This window comes from Ruegeria sp. BG3 (assembly GCF_056538485.1).
On the sequence record NZ_JBQFTE010000005.1, the window covers coordinates 190100 to 211869 of the forward strand.

At 54.7% G+C, this 21770-nt stretch carries 22 protein-coding genes; 8 read left to right on the forward strand and 14 right to left on the reverse strand.

Translation table 11 applies throughout. The features are described from left to right. Nucleotides 1-159 precede the first annotated feature (159 nt). Nucleotides 160-633 (reverse strand): cupin domain-containing protein, encoded by a 474-nt coding sequence (locus ACR0AI_RS09920; protein WP_480673531.1) that lies wholly within the window; start codon nt 631-633, stop codon nt 160-162. An 86-nt stretch (nt 634-719) separates the two neighbouring features. Here ACR0AI_RS09920 and ACR0AI_RS09925 point away from each other — a divergent pair, with 86 nt between their 5' ends. Then, nucleotides 720-1301 carry a TetR/AcrR family transcriptional regulator gene (locus ACR0AI_RS09925; protein WP_480673529.1) on the forward strand — a complete coding sequence of 194 codons (582 nt, stop codon included), beginning with the start codon at nt 720-722 and terminating at the stop codon, nt 1299-1301. Nucleotides 1302-1784: 483 nt separating this feature from the next. Here ACR0AI_RS09925 and ACR0AI_RS09930 read toward each other — a convergent pair whose 3' ends face one another. From ACR0AI_RS09930 to ACR0AI_RS09945, 4 genes are read right to left on the reverse strand one after another with little or no spacing between them, the layout of a single operon-like run. Continuing rightward, nucleotides 1785-2567 (reverse strand): ABC transporter permease, encoded by a 783-nt coding sequence (locus ACR0AI_RS09930; protein ID WP_480673527.1) that lies wholly within the window; start codon nt 2565-2567, stop codon nt 1785-1787. Next, nucleotides 2564-3316: an ABC transporter permease gene (locus ACR0AI_RS09935; protein ID WP_480673525.1), complete on the reverse strand. Its 753-nt coding sequence runs from the start codon at nt 3314-3316 to the stop codon at nt 2564-2566. Before ACR0AI_RS09935 ends, ACR0AI_RS09930 begins: the two co-directional genes overlap by 4 nt. Nucleotides 3317-3325: 9 nt before the next feature. After that, nucleotides 3326-4090, reverse strand: a complete 765-nt coding sequence (locus ACR0AI_RS09940) for a transporter substrate-binding domain-containing protein (RefSeq protein ID WP_480673523.1) — start codon at nt 4088-4090, stop codon at nt 3326-3328. A gap of 39 nt (nt 4091-4129) precedes the next feature. Next, nucleotides 4130-4927 carry an ABC transporter ATP-binding protein gene (locus ACR0AI_RS09945; RefSeq protein ID WP_480673520.1) on the reverse strand — a complete coding sequence of 266 codons (798 nt, stop codon included), beginning with the start codon at nt 4925-4927 and terminating at the stop codon, nt 4130-4132. A 77-nt stretch (nt 4928-5004) separates the two neighbouring features. Here ACR0AI_RS09945 and ACR0AI_RS09950 point away from each other — a divergent pair, with 77 nt between their 5' ends. The 4 genes from ACR0AI_RS09950 to ACR0AI_RS09965 are packed head-to-tail and all read left to right on the forward strand — an operon-like array spanning nt 5005 to nt 9229. Beyond that, on the forward strand, nt 5005-5661 hold the full coding sequence (locus ACR0AI_RS09950) for a TetR family transcriptional regulator C-terminal domain-containing protein (RefSeq protein WP_480673518.1): 657 nt from the start codon (nt 5005-5007) through the stop codon (nt 5659-5661). Then, on the forward strand, nt 5658-6842 hold the full coding sequence (locus ACR0AI_RS09955; RefSeq protein ID WP_480673516.1) for a pyridoxal phosphate-dependent aminotransferase: 1185 nt from the start codon (nt 5658-5660) through the stop codon (nt 6840-6842). The genes ACR0AI_RS09950 and ACR0AI_RS09955 overlap by 4 nt, the downstream gene beginning before the upstream one ends. Next, nucleotides 6839-8443: a 5-guanidino-2-oxopentanoate decarboxylase gene (locus ACR0AI_RS09960; protein WP_480673514.1), complete on the forward strand. Its 1605-nt coding sequence runs from the start codon at nt 6839-6841 to the stop codon at nt 8441-8443. The genes ACR0AI_RS09955 and ACR0AI_RS09960 overlap by 4 nt, the downstream gene beginning before the upstream one ends. 3 nt (nt 8444-8446) lie before the next feature. After that, nucleotides 8447-9229 (forward strand): arginine deiminase family protein, encoded by a 783-nt coding sequence (locus ACR0AI_RS09965; RefSeq protein ID WP_480673512.1) that lies wholly within the window; start codon nt 8447-8449, stop codon nt 9227-9229. 866 nt (nt 9230-10095) lie between these two features. Here the strand turns inward: ACR0AI_RS09965 and ACR0AI_RS09970 are convergent. The 3 genes from ACR0AI_RS09970 to ACR0AI_RS09980 form a co-directional block, all read right to left on the reverse strand. Continuing rightward, the gene (locus ACR0AI_RS09970; RefSeq protein ID WP_480673510.1) at nt 10096-10455 is read right to left on the reverse strand and encodes a hypothetical protein; all 360 of its coding nucleotides are present in this window, start codon (nt 10453-10455) and stop codon (nt 10096-10098) included. 10 nt (nt 10456-10465) lie between these two features. After that, a complete protein-coding gene (locus ACR0AI_RS09975; protein ID WP_480673508.1) occupies nt 10466-11386 on the reverse strand; it encodes a hypothetical protein in 921 nt (306 codons plus the stop codon). 475 nt (nt 11387-11861) lie between these two features. Then, nucleotides 11862-12110 carry a hypothetical protein gene (locus ACR0AI_RS09980; RefSeq protein ID WP_480673506.1) on the reverse strand — a complete coding sequence of 83 codons (249 nt, stop codon included), beginning with the start codon at nt 12108-12110 and terminating at the stop codon, nt 11862-11864. A gap of 252 nt (nt 12111-12362) precedes the next feature. Between ACR0AI_RS09980 and ACR0AI_RS09985 the strand changes: the two genes are divergently transcribed. From ACR0AI_RS09985 to ACR0AI_RS09995, 3 genes are all read left to right on the forward strand, one after another. Beyond that, entirely contained in the window at nt 12363-12539 is a 177-nt protein-coding gene (locus tag ACR0AI_RS09985) for a type II toxin-antitoxin system RelE/ParE family toxin (RefSeq protein WP_480673810.1), read from the forward strand. Nucleotides 12540-12551: 12 nt separating this feature from the next. After that, the gene (locus ACR0AI_RS09990) at nt 12552-12698 is read left to right on the forward strand and encodes a hypothetical protein (RefSeq protein ID WP_480673504.1); all 147 of its coding nucleotides are present in this window, start codon (nt 12552-12554) and stop codon (nt 12696-12698) included. A gap of 582 nt (nt 12699-13280) precedes the next feature. Then, complete coding sequence (locus tag ACR0AI_RS09995) at nt 13281-13619, forward strand: hypothetical protein (RefSeq protein ID WP_480673501.1); 339 nt, start codon at nt 13281-13283, stop codon at nt 13617-13619. Nucleotides 13620-13698: 79 nt separating this feature from the next. On the opposite strand, the gene ACR0AI_RS10000 is transcribed toward ACR0AI_RS09995, so the two are convergent. From ACR0AI_RS10000 to ACR0AI_RS10025, 6 genes are all read right to left on the reverse strand, one after another. Beyond that, nucleotides 13699-14400 (reverse strand): hypothetical protein, encoded by a 702-nt coding sequence (locus tag ACR0AI_RS10000; RefSeq protein WP_480673499.1) that lies wholly within the window; start codon nt 14398-14400, stop codon nt 13699-13701. Nucleotides 14401-15080: 680 nt separating this feature from the next. After that, entirely contained in the window at nt 15081-16481 is a 1401-nt protein-coding gene (locus ACR0AI_RS10005) for a TRAP transporter large permease (RefSeq protein WP_480673497.1), read from the reverse strand. A gap of 11 nt (nt 16482-16492) precedes the next feature. Then, a complete protein-coding gene (locus ACR0AI_RS10010) occupies nt 16493-17125 on the reverse strand; it encodes a TRAP transporter small permease subunit (RefSeq protein ID WP_480673495.1) in 633 nt (210 codons plus the stop codon). Nucleotides 17126-17192: 67 nt separating this feature from the next. Beyond that, a complete protein-coding gene (gene dctP, locus ACR0AI_RS10015; RefSeq protein ID WP_480673493.1) occupies nt 17193-18203 on the reverse strand; it encodes a TRAP transporter substrate-binding protein DctP in 1011 nt (336 codons plus the stop codon). A gap of 125 nt (nt 18204-18328) precedes the next feature. After that, nucleotides 18329-19669, reverse strand: coding sequence for a sigma-54-dependent transcriptional regulator (locus ACR0AI_RS10020; protein ID WP_480673491.1), 1341 nt, complete (start codon nt 19667-19669; stop codon nt 18329-18331). After that, on the reverse strand, nt 19666-21396 hold the full coding sequence (locus tag ACR0AI_RS10025) for a sensor histidine kinase (RefSeq protein ID WP_480673489.1): 1731 nt from the start codon (nt 21394-21396) through the stop codon (nt 19666-19668). The genes ACR0AI_RS10020 and ACR0AI_RS10025 overlap by 4 nt, the downstream gene beginning before the upstream one ends. Nucleotides 21397-21770: the final 374 nt, after the last annotated feature.

Below are 21770 nucleotides of genomic sequence, written 5' to 3' on the forward strand. Positions count from 1 at the left end.
ACACTTGTAAAAAGCTCAACGACTCTCCTCGATCCAGAATTGCAAGACCTCTTCGTGAGTATTGGCTTCGGATTGAGCTAGTCCCACCAGGTAGGGTTTGCACCAGAATCTTGAACGCAAAACAGCCGTTCCGTGGCCCGGAGTTGTGCACGCACGTTGTTAGCTGGGAACGTCCGCAGGCGCCAGGATCGTCATTCCCAATCGATCTGCCACTGCCATGATCGCCGGAATGTCTGGCGGTCCATCAGGCGCCGGAATGTCTGTCGTTCCGTCGGGCATTGCGTCACCGGCTTCAGTAAAGAACGAGTCATGCATGGCGCCGGGGGCGTTAATACACAGTAACCGACCCGGCCGTTCCCCGGTACATGTAAAGGCGTGCAGTGCGCCGTCTGGAACTTTGACGAAATCACCACCTTTTGCGTCGACTGTCTCACCGTTCACAAAAAACTCGAATTCACCATCGAGCACGTAAAAGCTCTCATCTTCGCCAGCATGATGGTTGGGCGGCGCACCGGCACCCGGCGCCGTCTTTATTTCGACGATTGTGCAACGATCTCCGGTCTCACTGGGAAAAGCGTGAAAGGTCAAAAGGTTCCCAAGAAGATGATAAATACGCGGGCGAGGTTCAGTCATAACTGCGACTCCCTTTACTTGAAACAATCTGCGCTTATGATACATGTATCTAATTATGAGACAAGTGTATCACAAAAGGTTTGTAATTGGCGCCTCGTACAAATCAAATCAACAGAACGCGAACAGCACTTCTTTCGGCTGCACGTGACCTGATGTCGGAAGGTAAGGAAGTCACGCTTGCAAAAGTAGCTGAACGCGCCAAAACCAGCCGCGCGACGGTGTATCGTTACTTCTCAGACCCGAATGTCTTGGCTTTGGATGCGACGCTCGATCTTGACGTCATTCCGACTTCAGAACTTCTGAAGGGACTTGATGACGTTAGGAGCCGTGTACATGTCGTCGCGCGATACTATCTGGAATTTTCTCGGATTCATGAGGCGCATTTCCGGCAGTTTCTGGCTGAATCACTCAAGGCATCCCTTCAGGATGGAACAGTAAAAATGCGTGGCGCCAGAAGAGTGGTGGCTTTTGCCGAAGCTCTTGCACCAATTCACTCATTGATGGCGCCAAAGGAAATTGACGATCTGGCCAAGCGATTGTCCATGACGACGGGGATGGAACAACTTGTTATTCTCGAAGACATATTGCGTGTGGACGAAGCGACAGGCAACCAACTGCAAGAGGGTTTAGTCGACGCTCTACTGGATCAGTACTTGCCAAAAAACTGAGACAGAATTCAGAAGTCGACTTTGTCCTAAAACTGCTGGCAAATAAAGACAAGTTTAACGTTCGCTTTGGGCTGACTGCTGTCCATTGGAGCAAGTATTCGGATGAGTGCAAAGGGACAAATCTGCCGTTGGAACTATTTCTTCGAGCGGCAGTTTTGGTGCATCTGCTACTGACGCGAAAAACACCTCGGGCGGAGAGGATACATTCGCTGGTATTGAGAGGTTTGATGCTCGCAACTGACAAAGCAGAAATTCAAGAAACGTGATACACTTTGAGAAAAGACATCGAAATTAGTGTTTCTTCGTTCCGCCATCACCCTTGAAGTAAGCGCAGGATTAGGAAAAGCTGAATAAGGTTGATCAAAAAAGGAAGCTTGTTTAACCGTCGTTCTAGAAAGACCAAGTCACAAATTCCTCAAGTGAACATCGAGGCAAGTTCCTTTGGATGAAGACTTTGTACGGACAAAGGTATCAAAACGGGTCTCACATCTTTCTAGTCCCTAACACTTTCACTTCTAACCAGTGAAAGGTTAGTGCGATCAAGCCCGCGACTAGTATGTAGAACACCGCCAGCAGCAGCAGTGGTTCATAGATGATAAACGTGTCCGAGCGAACGCGGGACGAGACTGCGTAGATATCGACTACTGTGATGGTTGCTACCAGCGGGGTCGCTTTCAGTTGCAGGATGGTTTCTCCGCCCAAGGTCGGCAGCACGTTACGGATCGCCTGCGGCAGCCAGATGCGGCGGAACATGGTCAGGCGGGGCATGCCGAAGGACTTGGCGGCCTCTAGCTGGCCTTTGGCAACCCCTTTGAAGGCGCCGCGCATGACCTCGCCCTCGTAACCCGCGTAAGACAGGGTCAGCGCCAGCACCGCATAGGGCCAGGCTTGGCGGAGATAGGGCCAAAGCTCGGATGAGCGTATCCACGGGAACTGCGGGAAAAGCGAGCCGAGCCCGTAATACAGCAGCCAAAGCTGCAACAGCAGAGGCGTGCCCCGGATGATGGTGCAAAAGGCTTTTGCGGGGGCGGCGAGGTACCATGGGCCAACGGCCTGCGCCAATCCCAACGGGACGGCCAGAAGGAAGCCGAGGACAACGGTGACGACCAGAAGCCAGATCGTCGTCCAGATGCCCTGAAGCGCCAGCGGGGTGTATTTAGGTATCCAGTCCCATTGCAGCGAGACCGCACACCAGACAACGATCCCGGCGAAGATCAGCATCATCACGACGCGATGCGGTTGCATCAGGGATTTGAAATCGATCATTCGCCCCCTCCGGTCAGAGAGGGTTGTCCACGACGGGCCCATTTCTCGATCCGGCCGAACACGGCGCCCGAGCACAGCGTGACCATAAGATAGAGAAAGCCCGCCGCGAAAAAGAAGGTGAAATAGGCGCGGGTACTGCTGGCAGCCTGACGGGTTTCAAGCGTCAACTCGTTAAAGCCCACGACCGCAAGAAGCGCCGTATCCTTGGTGGCGATCAGCCACAGGTTCGCCAGACCGGGTACCGCGAAGCTCATCATTGCGGGAATTGTCACGCGGCGCATGGTCATGAAGGCGGGCATACCGTAGGATTTGGCGGCTTCGATCTGACCGGGTGGCACGGCCTGAATGGCACCGCGCAGAATCTCGGTCGCGTAAGCGCCCTGAACGACGCCCAGCACCCATATGCCTGCGCCAACGCCGCTGACCTCGACCCTGCCACCGCCCATGGCGGCAGAGATTTTGTTGATGATATCCGAGCCTACGTAATAGAGGATCAGGATCAGGACCAGCTCCGGTACAGCCCGGATCACGGTCGTGTAAATGGCGAGAAGATCGCGTGTGACCTTCCCGCCATAAAGTTTGCCATAAGCGCCGAACAATCCGATCACGAGGCCAAGCGCATAAGCGCCAAAGGCGATTTGCAGCGAATGGGACAATCCGCGCAGCAGATTGCTGCCCCATCCCGGCGGCGAGAGCGACAGAAGCTCTACGCTCTGCGCCAGGCCCAGTGAATCCAACAGTCCGGTCACGGCAACGGCTTAGTAGATGCTAGCCGAGAAGTAGTTCGAGGTGATCTTCTCATGCGTGCCATCGGCCAGAATGGCCGCGATGCCCTTGTTCAGCGACTCCAGCAGTTCATCCTGTCCTTTGCGGACACCCGCACCAACGCCGCGCCCCAGAATGGCCGGATCGTCCTCAACTGAACCTTTGATCTCGCAGCACGCACCTGCATCCGAATTCACGAAATCCGCCATGGCGATGCTGTCGGCCTGCGTGGCATCAATACGGCCCGCGAACAGATCCTGATTGGCCTCATCCTGCGTTTGATAGACGCGCAGTTCGGAATCCTTGAAATATTCCTGCGCATAAGCTTGGTGGATGGTCGAAGCCTGAATGCCAATCACCTTGCCCGCCAGCGACTCGGGTGTGGCTTCGATATCCATCGACTTGTCGGCAACGATCACGGCAGGCGTGTTGTAATACGGATCGCTGAAATCGATGGTTTTCAGCCGTTCTTCGGTGATCGACATCGAGGCCATGATGGCATCGATCTGTTGGCCGGTCAGCGACGGGATGATACCGTCCCACGCGACCGGAGTGATCACGCATTCCAGTTCAGCCGCCGCACAGACCGCGTTGATAACGTCGATTTCCCAGCCGACCCAATTGCCGGAACTGTCAAGCGAGGCGAAGGGCGGATAAGGCTCGGCGGCGATGCCGATCTTGACCTCTTCGCCGCTGGCGATGCCTGCCGAAAGTATGGCGGCGGCAACGCTGGATACGAGCAGTTTCTTGATGTTCATTTCTGTGACTCCCAGTTGATTTTGTTGAGTTTTGTTGGATCAGGCCACCGAGCTGAGGAATTGCTTCAATCGCTCGGATTTCGGATTGCCAAAGACCTCGGCAGGTGGCCCCTGCTCTTCAATGCGGCCTTGGTAGAGATAGACGACATGGCTGGCGACTTCGCGCGCGAACTTCATTTCATGTGTGACCAGCAGCATGGTGCGGCCTTCGGCAGCCAGATCGCGGATCACGGTCAGAACCTCGCCCACAAGTTCAGGATCGAGCGCCGAGGTCGGTTCGTCAAACAGCATCACCGACGGATCCACCGCCAGCGCCCGCGCGATGGCGGCGCGCTGCTGCTGGCCGCCGGACAGATAGGCGGGATAGGTGTCGGCCTTGTCGCCCAACCCGACCCGCTCCAGCAACTCATGCGCCCGCGCGATGGCTTGCGCCTTGGGCACCTTCAGTACATGCACCGGCACCTCGATCACGTTTTCCAGAAGCGAACGGTGCGTCCACAGGTTGAACTGTTGAAACACCATGGCCAGCCGGGTGCGGATGCGTTCGATCTGGTGCCGGTTGGCCGGGCTTCCATTGGCGTGCATTTCAACCAGTTCACCCCCAATGGTGATCTTGCCCGAACTGGGGTTTTCGAGAAAGTTGATGCAGCGCAGCATGGTGGATTTGCCTGAGCCTGAGCCCCCGATGATCGCAACAACATCCCCTTTGTGCGCGGTCAGCGAGACGCCTTTCAGAACCTCCAGAGGGCCGAAGGATTTGTGCAGGTTTTCAATCTTTATCGCTTCTTCTAACGCGGTGGCATCATCTGCGGGAGGAATGACTTTGGCTGTGTCCATATCCAAGATTCTTCTGATTTCGGGTTGAAGTAAGCCTCGAATCTAGCAATTATGCAAGTGTATAATAATTTCATGTCATGGATGCGCCCGACGTGCAGGATGCCTGCCCAAAATTCAGACGCGAATCTGCCGAATTTCGGCGCGAGGCGTTGATCCACGCGACGCTGGACCTGATCGCCGAGGTCGGCATTCGCGGGGCCACCGTGCGTGAGATTGCGGCGCGGGCAAACGTGACGCAGGGGCTGATCCGGCACTATTTCTCTTCAAAAGAAGAGCTGGTTCAGGCGGCGTATGAGCACCACATGACAACGCTGACCGACCAGACGGCGGCCTCATCCGGTGAAGGCAGCGCGGTGTCTCAGCTGGCGAATTTCGTTGATGCCTCGCTGCGCCCCCCCGTCATTGATCCGGGCGCGGTGGCCTTGTGGGCGGGCTTTATCAACAAGGTGCAGCATGACCCGAAGATGCAGCGCATTCACCAGCGGACCTATAGCTATTTCCGGGATCAGCTTGAAACACTGATCATCGCTGCGCTGCGGGAGTACGGGCGCACGGTCGGCCCGGCCGAGGCCACGCGGCTGGCCATTGCCTGCAACGCGGTGATCGACGGCTTGTGGCTTGAGGGCGGGGCTTTGCCCGATGCATTCTCGGACGGCCAGTTGCCACAGATCGGGCTGGAATCGGTTAGCGCAATCGTCGGAATTCCATTGACTAAAGAGGTGGAACAGTCATGAAAACCACATCGGTGACAGAACGGCTGGCGGGCCTGGGGGGCGCTAAATGGGGCGTTCACCTGAAAGCGCGCGAGCTTATCAAGGCCGGGGCGGATATCGTCGAAATGACGATCGGAGAGCCGGATGTTCCGGTGCCCGAGGCGCTGATAGAAGCCACCGTGGAGTCTCTGCGCGCGGCACGGACCGGATATTCGAACGGACGCGGTGAGGCAGGCCTCCTGGATGCGCTGGCCGCGCGGTATTCCGCCACGCGCGGGCGGGCGTTCGGGCCTGAGAATTTCCTGTGTTTTCCGGGCACGCAGACGGCGCTGTTCGCGGTCATGGGTGGCGTGGCCGAGGCCGGGGATGAGGTGCTGGTCGGTGATCCGATGTATGCCACCTATGAGGGCGTCGTGCGGTCGTCGGGAGCCGAGATGGTGCCGGTTCCGCTGCGGCCCGAACACGGGTTTCGGATGCAGGCCGAAGATATCGCCGCCCGGATCACCCCGCGCAGCCGCGCCATTTTGCTGACTACGCCGCATAACCCAACTGGTGCAATCCTGACCGCATCCGAGCTTGCCGCAATCGGGCGGTTGGCGATTGAGCATGACCTGTGGATCATCTCGGACGAGGTCTATGAAGAGCTGGTTTTTGAGGGGGCCGATTTTGTCTCTCCGCTCTCTGATCCTAAGCTGGCGGATCGGGTCATTGCGGTGTCGTCGATTTCGAAATCCCATGCGGCCCCCGGATTTCGCAGTGGCTGGTGTGTGGGTCCGGCGGCGTTTTGCGACGCGCTGCTGCCCTATTCCGAGACCATGCTGTTCGGAAACCAGCCCTTTATTGCGGATATGACCGAAAGGGCGATCCGCGATGGGTCTACAGTGGCCCCCGGCATGGCCCAGCGGTTCTCAAGCCGGGCCAACATGCTGGCCGACCGGCTGCAGGCCGAAACCGAACTGACGGTGCATCGGCCCGAGGCCGGGATGTTTGCGCTGATCCATGTCGCCTCCACCGGATTGGACGGCGAGGCTTATGCCTGGGATCTGCTGCAATCCGGGGTGGCCGTCATGCCGGGCTCGGCCTTTGGGGATGGCCTGAAAGACTGGGTGCGGGTGGCGCTGACGATCAGCGACGCCGAATTTGCCACCGCCGTCACCCGCATCATTGAACACGCCAACACAACACCGCGCGAGGTTGCATGACCAAACTGACAGTGGGGGAAGCTCTGGTCGCAGAGCTTCGGCAACGCGGCGTGACCTGCGTCTTTGGTATTCCGGGGGTCCATACGGTTGAGCTCTATCGCGGGTTGGCGGCCTCGGGCATTCGGCATGTGACGCCCAGGCACGAACAAGGCGCGGGGTTCATGGCCGATGGCTATGCGCGGGTGTCGGGCAAACCGGGCGTGGCTTTTGTGATCACCGGGCCGGGCCTGACCAATGCGCTGACGCCGATGGCGCAGGCGCGGGCGGATTCGGTGCCGATGCTGGTTGTGTCAGGGGTCAACGCCACGCCGTCGCTGGGCCGGAACATGGGGCATCTGCATGAGTTGCCAGATCAGCAAAGGCTGGCCAAGACCGTTGCGCTGTTGTCCGAACAGATCGCCGAGGCAAGCGATCTGAACCCGGCTATGGACCGCGTGTTTGAGTGCTTTGCGGCAGGTCGGCCCGGTCCGGTGCATATCGAGGTTCCGCTGGATGTTGCAGCCGTTGACTATGTCAAAGCGCAGGGTGCCGCGCCTGAACCAGCGCCGGTGTTGGATACGGCACAGATCGCGCAAGCCGCAAAACGTCTGGCCGAAGCGCAGAAGGTTGTCATTCTGGCAGGCGGCGGGGCCAAACGGGCCGAGGCTGCCTTGCGCGGACTGGCCGAGGCTCTGAACGCGCCGGTTGTGCAAACCACCAACGCGCGCGGGCTGATGCATGGCCATCCCCTGACGGTTCCCGCCAGCCCCAGCTTGGGCGCGGTGCGCGCGCTGATCGAAGACGCCGATTGCGTGCTGGCTTTGGGAACCGAGCTGGGGCCAACCGACTATGACATGTATGCAACCGGCCAGACGGCGGCTCTGACTGGCCTGATCCGGGTGGATCGGTGCAGCGCTCAACTGGCGCGGCATGAGGCCGAGATTTCTATTCTTGGCGATGTTGAGGTGGCCGCGCCCGCAATTCTGGATGTGCTGACCGTCGCCGGCAAGCAAAGCGAAGGTGCCGCAAGGGCGGCTCAGGCGCGCGCCGGTGCGTGGGAGGAAATCGGCCCCGCGTATCGCCATCTGGTCGACATCCTGTCTGCGATGCGCGATGCGGCACCAGATGCATTGATGGTCGGAGATTCCACGCAACCGATCTATGCCGGGGATCTCTACTATGATCATGACCGCCCCGGCGGCTGGTTCAACGCCGCAACCGGCTATGGCGCGCTTGGCTATGGCATTCCGGCAGCCATTGGCGCGGCCATCGCCGACCCTTCGGCGCGGGTGATCTGCATCACCGGAGATGGCGGCGCGCAGTATTCTCTGCCCGAAATCATGGCAGCGGTGGACGAAAACCTGCCCGTCACTTTCGTGATCTGGAACAACCACGGATATCGCGAGATCGCGACCGCGATGGAGGATGTTGGTGTAACGGTGATCGGCTGCGACCCCTCGCCCCCCGACTTTGCCGCAACCGCCAGATCGTTTGGCATCCCGTTCACCAGCGTATCAGAGGAACCGCAGGCTGTTGCGCAGGCGCTGCGCGAGACCGCAGAGGCCACCGGACCAACCATGATCGAAGTGAAATCCCCGATATTTGAACCCCGGAAAGAGTAAACCATGCCTGACCCGACCTATGAGTTTTCGCGCGCCATCACCCGCCGCCCCGCCCCGACCATAGCGGGCGGGTTGCGGGCTGAGGATACCGGAAACCCGGATTTCGACGGGATGACGGCGGCGCATGCGGCCTATGTGGCCGCCTTGAAAAGCACCGGAGCCGAGGTGATTGAGCTTGGCCCGCTGGACGCCTTCCCGGATGCGCAGTTTGTCGAAGACACCGCGCTTTGCCTGCCACAGGGCGCGGTGCTGATGCGACCGGGCGCGCCCTCGCGTCTGGGCGAAGTGGCGGAAATGGCCCCGACCCTGCGCGCCTGCTATGGGACCGTTCGCGAAATCGAAGGCCCCGGCCATATCGAGGGCGGGGATATCCTTGTGACAGGGCGCGAAATTCTGGTGGGCCGGTCGGATCGAACGGATGCCGAGGGCGTTGCCGAGCTGGTGCGCATCACATCCGACTGGGGGCATACAGTGCGCGAGGTGTTCACGCCCGAGGGTGTGCTGCATTTCAAGACGGATTGCTCGCTGATGGATGCGGAAACGATCCTGTCGACCCGGCGGCTGGATGCGTCGGGCTGTTTCGAGGGCTACCGCGTGCTGCATGTGGCCGACGGCGAAGAGGCTGCGGCCAACGCGATCCGTTTCAACAATCTGGTGCTGATGGCGGCTGGCTTTCCCCGCACCGCCGAGATGCTGGATCGTGTCGGATATGAGGTGGTCGAGATCGACAACACCGATTGCGCCAAGCTGGATGGCGGCATGTCCTGCCTTTCTTTGCGGTTTTGAGTGTGAGGTTCAAGAATCAAATACCAACGCCTCCCGAAAGGGCGTTTTCCGCGTCACGCCATCTTCGAGAGAATACGCCTGCAATATCTGGAGTACCCGCAGACCTTGAATTCTTGTAAACCGTGATCACGCAGCCGCGACAAAAGTCCGGTCTTTCAAAGCTACACCACAGTGCTTTCCGGCATCGGCAAAGTTCGGAATGATCCATCTTGAAAGTGGTCAATGTCTGCTTGCATACCACCCTGGAACCCGAGCATCCAACTCTACGGGCGTTTGACTCCGACGATCCTAGGGAGAAATCTGGATCTTTTCCGCCATGTAGGACCGGCCGCATACTTTTAGTCAGTCCGGTGATACCGCAGAGACGGGGCTTGAGGCCGGAAGCGGCCGCGAAAACCGCCTTCAAAGTCTAAGGGTTCTAATGGGGCAGCCCTTCGGTGGCTTGATTGCGCAATCAGATAACAAATCAGTAGTATTCAAAAGAAACCGAGCCTTCCTTCACGTTCTCCTCAGCGCATGCGAACAAAAGGTTTAGATTCGAAGGGCAAAGTAGTTTTATTCTGCAATCAATAGGACCCAAAGCAGCGGGAAGCTTGGCCCTCACGGAAATGAAATATCTTGCGCACTAACACTGTTAGGCGAAATACCAATAGCCAAAGCCAATCCAAGAAAAAAGTATAAGATCGTGCGACAAATGAAGCCGTTAAAATCACGATTACCTCCACTTCACTCTAAATTCATCTATGGTTTAAATGGCTTTTTCCGGATTTGTGTTTTATCGGAATTCCCAACCTTTCAGTTCAAGTAGTCGCACGGATTCAATCTGGCGCCTCAATGTCTTTCCATCAGAAAAACTGGTGAACTTTTCAGCTGAATAGATTTAGCACGTCATTTATCACATTGATAACACGTGCCGTGGCTGACAATACCTCAGCAATGGTTTTCAGCCTTCTGATTAGTCTTTGGCCTTCTTTCACGGCATGTAGAAGGTGCCGTTCTGCCTCTGAAGGATCGAGATCCGATCCAACAATGTCAATCTCTATGCGAACAAGCCGATCATATCGCTCGTCAAATCGTATAGACTCGCGAATTAACCTGTCGCGCTCAACAATATTACCTTCCTCTTGCGCCTCCAAAATCTTTTTATGTATTGTTCGCCGGAGCTTTCGCATCATTAAGATCAAAGAACTTACTTTACGGCTAATGCCTGGCGTAACAGTAGTCATAATCTTCTCCTTACAACGTATCAGCAACGGCCTTAATTGACTTCAAAAATTCAAGGACTTCCTCCTGCGAAGGATTTGCTTTTAAACGATTAACAAGGGCGTGGTGAGCCTGGCCAATGCTTGATACTTTCACATAAATTGATTTAGGAGCGTAATTTACGAACTTTGCGTATGCGCTCCTTAGATTGTAAGTCTCGGTCTCAATTTGCCTCGGGTTGCCAGATAGGGTTGCCTCTTTCATTCTTGTTTCGGCCTGAGACAATGCTTTATGGAGACGTTGGTATTCGGGATCGACGTTGCTTTTAAACAGTATTGCTCGTGTTTCTTTTATGACTTGCTGAACGTCAGGATCATATTCAGTAGCAATTGAATGAAGCTTTCGTCGACGTAGATTGCTGACCGCAAATCGAGTAGTTCCAGCTATGGTATCCTTCTCGTCAGACAGTGTTTTGGCAAATCTAACAAGTCCATCAGCCTCGGTGGTTTTTGCAAGACTGCCGGAAGCTTTTTCCAATTCGGCTACTGCGGCTACTATAGCATCCTCACTATCCGATGAACTTAACAGAACCAGTGTATCGACGTAGGATTTCAGGCCTGAAATTTTTCTTTTTAAGGCTTCAGATGGATATACCGGGGCAGTCACTCCACCTGGCAGTGTTTCAGTAATCCTACAACTTGATAGTGCTATATCTCCGCTGGCCATGCCCAACTCTCGGCACTCGGGCGATAACGCAACCAAAACGTTGTTCTGTGAATTAAAGCGCGTCCGTGCCCGAAGGTCTGTGTCAGACTGCGTCTTCAAGTTCTTATCGAGATCTTTTTCAACATCAGAAATGGATTCAGAAAGGATCTTCATTTCCGGTTCAATGTCTACTGATGAACAACCAGTGATACTAAACAGCGCGAACGTCCAAACCAAAAAAGTTCGCATAACTACCTCAAAATTCAAAAATCAACTAGTTCATCCGTAACATATTTTCAGTGAGACTCCAACCTTGACGGGAATTGCGTTGATAGTAGACTCAACTGTGAGTTCACCCAAATTCATCCCTGAAAGCCAATTTTTGAACTGAACTATTTTTACAAGATAGCTGAGCGCAGCCGCTTCCAACGCAGTCCCCCCCTGCCTTGCTGCTGCGCGGATTTCTATATCAAGGCACAGTGTTGGCAGCATTTTTCGGAGTACATTGTGACTGAGCAGCCTCATCTGACTGGTCGAACCTGATTGTTAGTGCATCGTCGGCCCGTGATCCATCGGAATGATGGTTTCGGGCACTGTCGGGCGATTCTAGGTGCTACGGACTTCCCCGAGGCTATTGATGATGCCAAGTACAAGGTCTGGTGCACTCATTGAGCAGGGCCTGGAGCATCACCACGCCTTGTCACTGCACTGTGCAGTCGCGCGCTTACTGGAAGACCGGAAACTCAATGGCGAGGATGTGCCGGTCGACACCGATTCCATGTGCTAGAAATCGGCGCAGCTCATCCGCGATCAGTAAATGGCTTTTGTAGAATTTCTTGAGAGCAAGACCGCGTTGCGACGCGAGGTAGACAGCAAGTTGACCGACCACGAAAAAAACGGCTTCTGTGATCGGTGTCCTGAGGATAATCGTGCCGCTGTAAAACGTGCCTCCTAATTTGAAGGTAGCGGCCAAATTAGCCCACATGCCAGATGTTGTGTTGCACTTGCTTCATTTAGTTTTAGTCAAGATTTATACTTATATCGGTATTCAAGGAATTAAATGACAGATCGACCAATCGTGTGGGTTGGAGACTCAAGTAAAAAACTAGTGAGTTTCCCGGAGGACGTCATCGACCAAATCGGATACGCGGTTGGCGAGGCGCAGTTAGGAAGAAAGGCAGACACGGCAAAGCCGCTGAAGGGTTTCGACGCGGGCGTTCTTTAGATCGATGCGGACCACGATACTGATACTTATCGAGCTGTTTATGCCGTTGAGCCCAGTGACGATTTGTACGTGCTGCATGCGTTCAATAAGAAATCCAGATCGGGGCTCAAGACACCTAAGTCGGAGAAAGATCTAGTCAAAAAGCGACTGTATTTGGTCAGGCAGAGCTTGAAATAACGGGAAACGAAAATGGAAGAAAACCTTGAGATGGAACGCGGCAGCGGCAACGTTTTTGCAGACCTTGGCCTAAGAGACGCCCCTGAGCTGAAGCTGAAAGCCACAATTGTTGGTCGGATCAACTCTATCATTCGCTATCGGCATCTTTCGCAGACTTAAGCTGCCAAGACTCTTGGCGTGCCCCAGCCCTAGGTTTCCGCGCCTCAGAACGGGAAACTTCGCGGCTTCTCTCTTGAAAAGCTCCTCGAATTCATGACGAAACTGGATCGAGAAGTCGAGATTGGTTTCAAGAAAGCACGCAGCAAGTCCAAACCTCGCTATTTGGTGACAAACGAGGGGAATCGGAACCCTGTGCTTGCTTGACGCTGCGCCCGGCATGCAGGCTGTGGCTTTTTTGTTCAAATCTGCTCCGCGAACGCAATGTCGTCTGGCGCAAGCATCATGATCACCATGGTCTCTACCATCTCCTGAGACCCGGCCGGAAGATCCGCAATCCCGGGGATCTGGATTGGGCCAACCACCATGCCGTCATGGTAGATTTTCTCTGCCCTGGCATCGGCCAGTTTGTGTATTTTTGCTCACAGCAAAGCTGTTGCCGTGTGAGCCTCCCCAACTGAACCGGTCCACCGTTATGTTTAGGAAACGGAGAACCCCGCATATAGCGAACTAGGGCCCAAAAGGATTGTGCAAACGAGTGGTGGGTTATTTACCAGCTCTCGTGACCTATTGCGATTTGGCATAATGATGCTGGACGACGGAAAAGTTAACGACACTCAAGTTATTCCTCCAGATTGGATAGCTGACACAATTCAAGCAAATGATGACGTTATCGCTGCTTATGAGAAAAGCGCATATGTAGAGGTGTTTGAAGGCTTCCACTACCGTAATCAAGTTTGGGTGAAAGACAGAGAAAAAGGTGCGTTTTACGGCATTGGTGTCTATGGGCAGCTGTTGTATGTGAACCAGAAAGCCAATGTGGCTATGGTGAAGCTATCAAGTCAGCCAGACGTTCAAAATACACCAATGTACCTGGACTCTATGGTTGCGATGAAAGGCATTGCAGAGACTTTGAGTAAATGAATTTCAGATTATCTTAAGCTAGTAAGCTGAGCCAAATGGTTCGGCTTATACTTCGGAAAGATCTAACAGTATCGACGGGTTAGTAACGGGTGACCTCGACTGCGACCGCAGCAAACACCACACCAATCAACAGAGCTTTTGTATTCACTGCCGAAAGGCTGGGTAGTTTAACCCGAAGAGACAGGGCTATTATCACACCCCCTGTTAACCCAGTCGCAATTGAATAGATCATGCTACTTTTGTCCGCGTTAAGACCGATCAATATGCCGACTACAAGCGACGCGACAAAGTATGCGCTTAGCCATCCAGACATGTGTCCGGGGTGGGTCTTATAGAGAAAGATATTCACCCCAAACAAATGCAATGAATAGGCCAACGTTCCAATCGCGTACAGCTCAGGTGATGTTCCCGTCGTTTGCATGACTGTAATGGCAAGCAAGCAGTTATAGGTTCCCAGTGCCACTGTGTCCAAGCCAAGCGACAACCTGTTATCGGCCCCCGTGTCGCGACTGGCTTCCAGCAAGTAGTAAATGAGAAATCCTAGGAGCGAATAACCGAACAGCGAATTTTCCCACTTCCCGCTTGCAGCTAAATCGGCCGACAATTCACCAATTTTTGGCAGTAAGAAAAGGAAAGCATAGCCAAGTCCGATCCCTGATGAAAAATCAGAAAGCCAGCCTGCTAAGGCGGGGAATCTCCGGTAAAAAGGCACGCAGAAGACGTGAACAGTGCCGATGACTGCAATCGATGTTATCGCTAGGTATGTCGACGCGTCGAACACGGCTAAGATCCAATGATCACATTAGAATTTGTATGAGACACCCCTTGGGAACAAAAGCACAACCCAAAAAGTGAAGAAGGTGGGACGGTGGCTTTATCAGAGAACGCCGCGCCTAGATCGCTAGATTGCCAAATCTACTTAACAATCAACGGAAGCTATAGGCTGAACATCCGGCATTGGTGCACGCTGCAGAAATTTACATGTTGGGCTCATCGCGAACTCTCTCTGCACGTTAAATAAAGGACTGCTTACTATTTGTTCGGATATAACTTTCGGAACCTAGGGTCTCAAAAATAAAAATCCATGTAGCTGATTTTGTTGGAACCGTGGTCCCACCACTATAGTTGTCCGACACTTTTAACCAGAGTACGTAAATACTGGGGCCGAGTTATTGAGACTCGCCTCCCTTTGAATTAATCACATTGCGTTTTCGCGCTTTTTGAGTGTTTCGATGGTTCAAGTGCTTCAAGTCGACGTATAACAGAAGGTCAAGGAGCCGCTTCGCAATCTGAAAAACGGCACAATGTGCCTTACTTGGGTTTGGGTGAACAGAAGAATGCACTTCCCAGCACGTGGCCCCAAGCAGACGTTGAACAGGAGCTATGTATTCTGCAGCATAGCTGACCGATGCAGACCTTGGCAGCTCCGAAAGATCGTACTCCAAAGTCATCAGATGTGGTTCACACCTGTCCTGGAAGCCATAGAACGATCGCAGGGAAGGCAACGAGCATTGCGATGGTCGCAGCATCCGCCAGAAAGAATGGCGTTACACCTTTAAAGACATCCTGCACGCTTAGGTCATCACGCACGCCAGCCACTACAAAGCAATTCAGCCCGATAGGCGGGGTGATCAGGCAAAACTCGGCCATTTTGACAACCAGAATTCCAAACCAGATGGCACACATAGGCCCGGACATACCGAAGGTACTCTCGGCTGCGCTTACGGCCTCACCACCGTTCAACGCCATGACTGCGGGGTATACGACCGGCAACGTCAGCAGCAGCATACCTATCGCATCCATGAACATGCCCAGCACTGCGTACGCCAGCAGAATACAGATCAGGATCAGCATCGGAGACATCTCAAGCGATGTAGTCCAGTCGGAGAATGCACTTGGCAGTTCGGCGAAACCAAGAAAACGAACGTAAACCAAAACGCCCCAGATGATCGTGAAAATCATGACGCTCAGCTTGGCGGTTTCCAAGAGCGCGTCTTTGAGTTCGGCCCAGCGCATGCCCCGATACAGCGCCATCAGGAACACCACGAATGCTCCAATTGCGCCGCCTTCGGTTGGCGTACCCCAGGCATCGCCGCCGAACGGGTTGTAGACAAAGAAAATGATGGTGACGACGACAATCACGATGGGCAGTGCGGGCGGCAACGAGAGGAAACGTTCTTTCCAAGTAAATCCGGTCACTGCGGGACCAAATCCTTTGATCACGACGGCCATGCCGATGATCAGCAAGCCATAAATCACAGCCGAGAACATGCCCGGGATGAATCCGGCCAACAGCAGTTTGCCCACGTCCTGTTCAACGATAATCGCGTAAATGACCAGAATGGCCGAAGGCGGGATGAGCGAGGCAAGTGTACCGCCTGCAGCGACGACACCTGCAGCGAAACGCTTATCATAGCCGATCTTCAGCATCTCGGGGATGGCGATACGGGCGAACACAGCGGAAGTGGCGACCGAGGCCCCGGATACCGCAGCAAACCCAGCGGTTGCAAAAACTGTCGAGACAGCCAGACCGCCGGGGACCCATGCCAGCCAACGCTTTGCGGCTTCGAACAAGGCTTTGGTTAGCCCCGCATAGTAAGCGAGGTAGCCAATCAGAATGAAAGTCGGGATAAGGCTCAACGCCTGGCTTGAAATTTTGGAGTGCGGCACCTGCCCCGCTGTTTTAACGGCCACTGTCACAGCCTTACCGAACCGCGCCGGGTCATACCCAAACTTGGCCCAGAAGATCCAGATCAGACCAACCATGCCAGCTGTAGCGGCGGCGAAGGCCACGCGCATCCCCAGCACCACAAGAACAAGCATGCCGCCCGAGACAATCAGACCAATATCAATGGGTTCCATCAGATTTAACCTCAGTTGTCGTGGCCCGAGACGTGCTCGGCTTCCATTGCAGCTTGGGTGGCTGCATCGGCTATCAGTGGGACGGCAATTGGTGCCTGATCGGGGTGCCGGATCGCACGACCGTAGGCCCAGAGTTGCAGAACAAGCCTCAGGCAAAGCACGCTGAAGGCGACAGGGGCCAACAGCTTGGCAGGCCATAGCGGGATACCAATGTCGATGGAGCTGTCGCGGCTCCAGAGTGGAGCAACAAAGTCAAAGCTGCGTGCGAAATGCGCCCAGCTGCCCCAGATCAGCAAGACGATCAGCGCCAGAATGACAGCGGTTGTGATGAACTCAACGATATAGAGCGTCCGGCCTCTGAGCGCTCCAACAACCATGTCCATTCGGATATGACCGCCATCACGCTGCGCATAGGAAATCCCCATGAAGGCGATCAACGGCATGGCCTGCTCGATCCAGTCCACGTAACCGGGAAGCGGCGCATTGGCGAAATTCCGGCCACCAACGGAGACCACGGCCATAACCATCAGCGAGAATACTGCAAGACCGCTGATCAGAGCCAGAAAGCTCTCCAGTTTGTAGAGACGTTGATCGAGAATGCTGAGACGGCTGTCGTCGGACAGCACCAGGGATGACCCGGCCATCGTTGAACTCCGCTGTCAGGGAAAAGGCACCCGACGCCAGCTTGGCCAGCGCCGGGTAGTGAGTGGATTAGCTGCCGTTTGCGATCTTGCCAGTCACAAGGTCATAGAGCTCTTGTGCTGGCAGGCCACGCTCGGTGTTTCCTGCAATCCAGGCCTCGGCAGCTGGGGCGGCAGCGGCTTCTTTGAACGCTGCGATTTCTTCATCACTGAAAGTGACCCGTTCGATGCCGCGTTGATCCAGCTCAGGGCCCCACGCTTCCATCGTTTTGGTCTGGTAGTGACTCACGTAGTGATCCAGTGCCTCTTCCACCGATCCCAGCAGAGCTTCGCGGTGTTCGTCAGATAAATCTTCCAGCGCCAGCGTGTTCACCACGACAGGGCAGTTGACGGTTCCGGGGTTGAGGTTCGTCGTCCACCACGTGCCATTTTCAATGGTGCCGAAGGACATATGCGCATGTGGCGCAAAGCTGACAGCCTTAACGATGCCGCTGTCCATTGCCTGGCGCACTTCGGATGCAGACATTGATGTCGGAACCGCCCCAACCGTCTCCATCGCTTTGCCGATGCCACCTGTCGCCCTTACGCTCAGACCTTCAAAATCGGTTAGAGATTTCGGCGCCTCACCGACACCAACAAGGTTGTACTGCGGCAGCGGCGACGGCATTAGCAGAGTCGCGTCCCAGCGGGCCAGATCCTCAACAACGGCCGGATGTTGATAAACGGCCATCGACAGATCGACTTCTTGTTCAAGGGATGTCACACCTAGAAACGGCAGCTCCAGGACGGTGATCGAGGGGTTCTTGTCGCGGTGATAGCCTGCGCAGAACTGGGCCATTTCAAACGCACCAATCGAAATCCCATCGAGGTTTTCTTTGTTCTTCGACAGACCGCCATAGCTGATGTTGAGTGTGAACTCACCGCCCGTCTTTTCGCTCACCAATTCAGCAAGTTTCTCGACGTGTTCGGTAAAGGCACGACGCTTGCCCCACAGGGAAACGTTCCATTCGACAGCCAGTGCTTCGGATGCAACGGTCAGTGAAAGGGCGGCAATGGCCGCCCGGTTAAGATGTTTGCGCATATTGGCTCCTCCCAGATCACGCAATGTGTTTGGGCAGAGTATTCAGGATGCGCAGCAGCCTGCCTATGAAGGAAAACGCGCGAGAAATTACTGTTCCCCTGCGGATATCCGCAGAGTGGTTTCGCTTACAACAGCGCCTCTTTATCGAGACCGAGTTTGACGATCTTTTCATTTAGCGTCCGGCGGCCAATCCCTAGCGCTTCGGCGGCGGCATCCATGCGGCCTTTATGTGCCTTGATGGCTTTGCCGATGAGCTCGCGTTCAAAAGCAGCAACCGCTTCGCGCAGCGTATCCGGCACTTCGTCGAAGTGCTGATCGCTGTGAATAGCTTGCGCCATCGATCCGCCTCCGCGTCGGGCCGCCAAAATGCGCCGTTCGCATACATGGCGCAACTCACGCACATTGCCGGGCCAATCATGCGCAAGCAGGGCGGCCAAATCGTCCTGATCGAGTTCTGGCGCGTCAATCTCATAAACCTGCGCGTATTCGCTCAAGAAATGCGTCGCCAGCAGAACCAGATCATCCCGTCTTTGCCGTAGCGGAGGTAAAGTCAGGACTACAGTATTTAGTCGAAACAATAGGTCCTGACGCAGGCGGCCTTCCTCGGCGGCCAGTACAACGTCTTCGTTGGTTGCTGACACGACCCTGAAACGTACCGGCACCGGCGACACAGCCCCCACCGGCAACACCTGTTGATCTTCGATGACCCTTAGTAGCTTGGCCTGCGCTGCTGGTGGGCACGAGCAGATTTCATCCAGAAACAAGGTCCCACCCGATGCCGCCACAAGCCTTCCATCGGATTCACCCGCGACGCCGAACATTTCCGCTTCAAATGTTTCGGAGGACAATGCGGCGCAATTCAGCGCCAAAAACGGTGCCTCCGGCGAGCGGCCCAAATCATGTAAAGCATGGGCAACCAGCTCTTTCCCGGTGCCGGTATCCCCCTGCAACAAAACCGCAACCGATGTATCGGCAAGATCAAGTAACTCTTGTCGCAAGTCTGTAATGGCGTCTGTTTGGCCCAGAAGTATACGGTCAAGGCCTGACAGTTTGAACAGCCTGTCTTTTAGGCGGGCATTGCTTTTACGCATTCGGTTTTGTTCAGCCGCATGCCTCAACACCGTCAACAATCGCCTAGGTTCATATGGCTTTTCGATAAACCCGTACGCGCCTTCCTGTATGGCCTGAACCGCCATTGGGATGTCACCATGTGCCGAAATCAACACCACCGGAGGCGCCACATGCCTGTCCAGACTGGCCAGCAATTCAAGCCCCGTCATGCCGGGCATACGCACGTCGGACAGAATGACATCGGGCGACGCGCTGACCAGATACTCCGTCACCTGGGTCGCGCGCGACAGGGCGCTAACAGTCCAGCCAGCGGCTTCAAGCAACTCGACAAGAGAATGTCGCATCGATTTGTCATCATCAACGACCAGAACTTTGAAAGGTTGCTGCTGGGTCATTCGTCAGTTTCTTCAGTATTTGAGGCCATCGGGAAGGTGACGCAGAAAATTGTTCCTCCGCCATCGCGGTTACAGGCCGTCATTATGCCATCGTGATCTTTGACAATGCTGGTGGAAATCGCCAGTCCTAAGCCCATGCCTCGCCCGCTCTCTTTTGTGGTTACAAATGGCTCTTGCAACTCAGCCAGCGTTGCCTCGCCCAATCCGTGACCGTTATCCTGAATTTCCAACACTGCCACACCATCAGAAGCCGTGACAGCGATTTGGATTTCAGGCGCATCCGCACCATCCGTAGCGTCTATGGCATTGCGCAAAAGATTGGTGATGACCTGTTCAATCCGCAGGGCACTGCCCCGGAAAAAGACCGGAACGGTCGGCGCATCAACTGAGATTTTCACCCTGCCCTGCTCGATGTTTGGCGCAACCAGAGCCAAAGCGGCATTGACCGAAGTGCATAAGTCTATATCGTCGAACGCCTCATTCTCTGACCGTGCAAAGAATCGCAATTGGCGCGTGATCCCTTCCATCCTGTCGACCAGGCTTCCGATCTTTTGCGGCAGCTTGTTCTCACCAGAAGATGAGATCTCTGCTGCCACCAGATGATTGCGCATCGCAGCGATGGGCTGGCCCAGTTCATGCGTGACCGACGCGGAGAGTTGCCCCAGAGCCGCCAGTCGGCTTGCGCGTTCCAACTCGCTCTGGGTGCGTTTGAGGCTCCGCTCGGCTGTCTTGCGGTCGTCGATTTCGATGGCAAGCCTTTCATTTGCATCGCGCAGCTTTGCTTCTTCTTCTTCGGACCGCGCCAAGGCCGCGCTTACGCGTCTCGCGCGTTGTATCTGGAAGAAGATAAACGTAAGCCCCGCAAAAAGGATAAAAATTGCAGTTACAAGCCAACTGCGCGCTACGGCCTGATCGTCACTCGCAAAGTAGTGAAGCGACCAGCCATGAGGCAAATCCGTAGCTGCAAGATGCAAGCGCTTCGTCCCCGCAATTCTGGCCTGATCTCCCGGCAACTCGACCCAATCCAACGCATCCAAGTCTTGCCCCGGAAACTGCCTGGCATTTCGAATTCGCTCTCGCTGTGGTTCCGACAATTGTGTCAATGCGCGATATTGCCAATCCGCGTTCGAAGAAAGCAGAACGACACCGTCTTCATTGGCCAAAAGAACCTGTTCGCCCGAGTTTTTCCAACTGTCCTGAAGATCAGAGAAATCGATCTTAATCGCTATGACACCAGTTGAAGCTCCCTTGTCGCTAAACACTGTGTTGGCGATGAAGTATCCTGGCAGACCAGTCGTTGCCCCGATGGCGTAAAAACGGCCTTGTTCCCCGGAAATGGCGCTTTGGAAATACGGGCGGAAAGCGTAGTTCTGGCCGACAAAGCTCCCTGTGTCGCGGTAGTTCGATGCGGAAATCGTGATCCCGTCTTCGTCCATCAGGTAGATCGCATCCAGACCGGCCTGCTCTGCAAAATCCTCTAGGCGTCGGTTTAAGGTTCCGGTGCCATCGCCTTCGGCTGTTCCAATTACAAAGGAGTCTTGTGACAGCACATATGTAAGGTGGGAAAATCGTTCGAGCTCGCTGTTCACCGAACTTTGGTAGAGAGAGAGCCGGCCTTGAGCTTTCGAAAGCTCCTCCGAAACGAAGTATTGGTAAGAAAACAAATAAAGTCCAATGCTGGAGGCAATGGCTACTAGAATACCTACAATATAAGAAGCTGATCGCATTGACTGCCCATGAATTGCGACAGCATAGGATCACAGTAGGTTTTAGCCGTCCATCCCAAGAGTTCTAATCGGACATTAGGATGTTCAGGCTAAAATAAAATGGCTGAATAATTTGAGAGCGCGAAGAAATGAACGAACCTTCAGAAACGACTATTTGCATTCAGCAAGAAGATTTCGGCACAAAGCCGACATCCAACCGGATACCCAAATACTGCGGCGGCCTCTCGCATCGCGCACCTTCAAAGCGCTCAGCCGCGATGTTGTTCTAACCCAGATACTACACTTTGGACAGCGAACAAAAGTGAGCGCTCAAAACAGCCTCTCTAATGACGCAGAAGCCTTTCAATAGTTTTGTGCAGCAACCCATTTTAAAC

Excerpts from the sequence above, each read along its gene's own strand:
- ACR0AI_RS09940 (WP_480673523.1), bottom strand. The coding sequence starts at position 4,090 with ATGAACATCAAGAAACTGCTCGTATCCAGCGTTGCCGCCGCCATACTT.
- ACR0AI_RS10025 (WP_480673489.1), bottom strand. The coding sequence starts at position 21,396 with ATGCGATCAGCTTCTTATATTGTAGGTATTCTAGTAGCCATTGCCTCC.
- ACR0AI_RS09965 (WP_480673512.1), top strand. The coding sequence starts at position 8,447 with ATGCCTGACCCGACCTATGAGTTTTCGCGCGCCATCACCCGCCGCCCC.
- ACR0AI_RS09920 (WP_480673531.1), bottom strand. The coding sequence starts at position 633 with ATGACTGAACCTCGCCCGCGTATTTATCATCTTCTTGGGAACCTTTTG.
- ACR0AI_RS09990 (WP_480673504.1), top strand. The coding sequence starts at position 12,552 with ATGGAAGAAAACCTTGAGATGGAACGCGGCAGCGGCAACGTTTTTGCA.
- ACR0AI_RS09955 (WP_480673516.1), top strand. The coding sequence starts at position 5,658 with ATGAAAACCACATCGGTGACAGAACGGCTGGCGGGCCTGGGGGGCGCT.
- ACR0AI_RS09960 (WP_480673514.1), top strand. The coding sequence starts at position 6,839 with ATGACCAAACTGACAGTGGGGGAAGCTCTGGTCGCAGAGCTTCGGCAA.
- dctP (WP_480673493.1), bottom strand. The coding sequence starts at position 18,203 with ATGCGCAAACATCTTAACCGGGCGGCCATTGCCGCCCTTTCACTGACC.
- ACR0AI_RS09975 (WP_480673508.1), bottom strand. The coding sequence starts at position 11,386 with ATGCGAACTTTTTTGGTTTGGACGTTCGCGCTGTTTAGTATCACTGGT.
- ACR0AI_RS10020 (WP_480673491.1), bottom strand. The coding sequence starts at position 19,669 with ATGACCCAGCAGCAACCTTTCAAAGTTCTGGTCGTTGATGATGACAAA.
- ACR0AI_RS10010 (WP_480673495.1), bottom strand. The coding sequence starts at position 17,125 with ATGGCCGGGTCATCCCTGGTGCTGTCCGACGACAGCCGTCTCAGCATT.
- ACR0AI_RS09995 (WP_480673501.1), top strand. The coding sequence starts at position 13,281 with ATGATGCTGGACGACGGAAAAGTTAACGACACTCAAGTTATTCCTCCA.
- ACR0AI_RS09930 (WP_480673527.1), bottom strand. The coding sequence starts at position 2,567 with ATGATCGATTTCAAATCCCTGATGCAACCGCATCGCGTCGTGATGATG.
- ACR0AI_RS09945 (WP_480673520.1), bottom strand. The coding sequence starts at position 4,927 with ATGGACACAGCCAAAGTCATTCCTCCCGCAGATGATGCCACCGCGTTA.
- ACR0AI_RS09950 (WP_480673518.1), top strand. The coding sequence starts at position 5,005 with ATGGATGCGCCCGACGTGCAGGATGCCTGCCCAAAATTCAGACGCGAA.
- ACR0AI_RS10005 (WP_480673497.1), bottom strand. The coding sequence starts at position 16,481 with ATGGAACCCATTGATATTGGTCTGATTGTCTCGGGCGGCATGCTTGTT.
- ACR0AI_RS09970 (WP_480673510.1), bottom strand. The coding sequence starts at position 10,455 with ATGACTACTGTTACGCCAGGCATTAGCCGTAAAGTAAGTTCTTTGATC.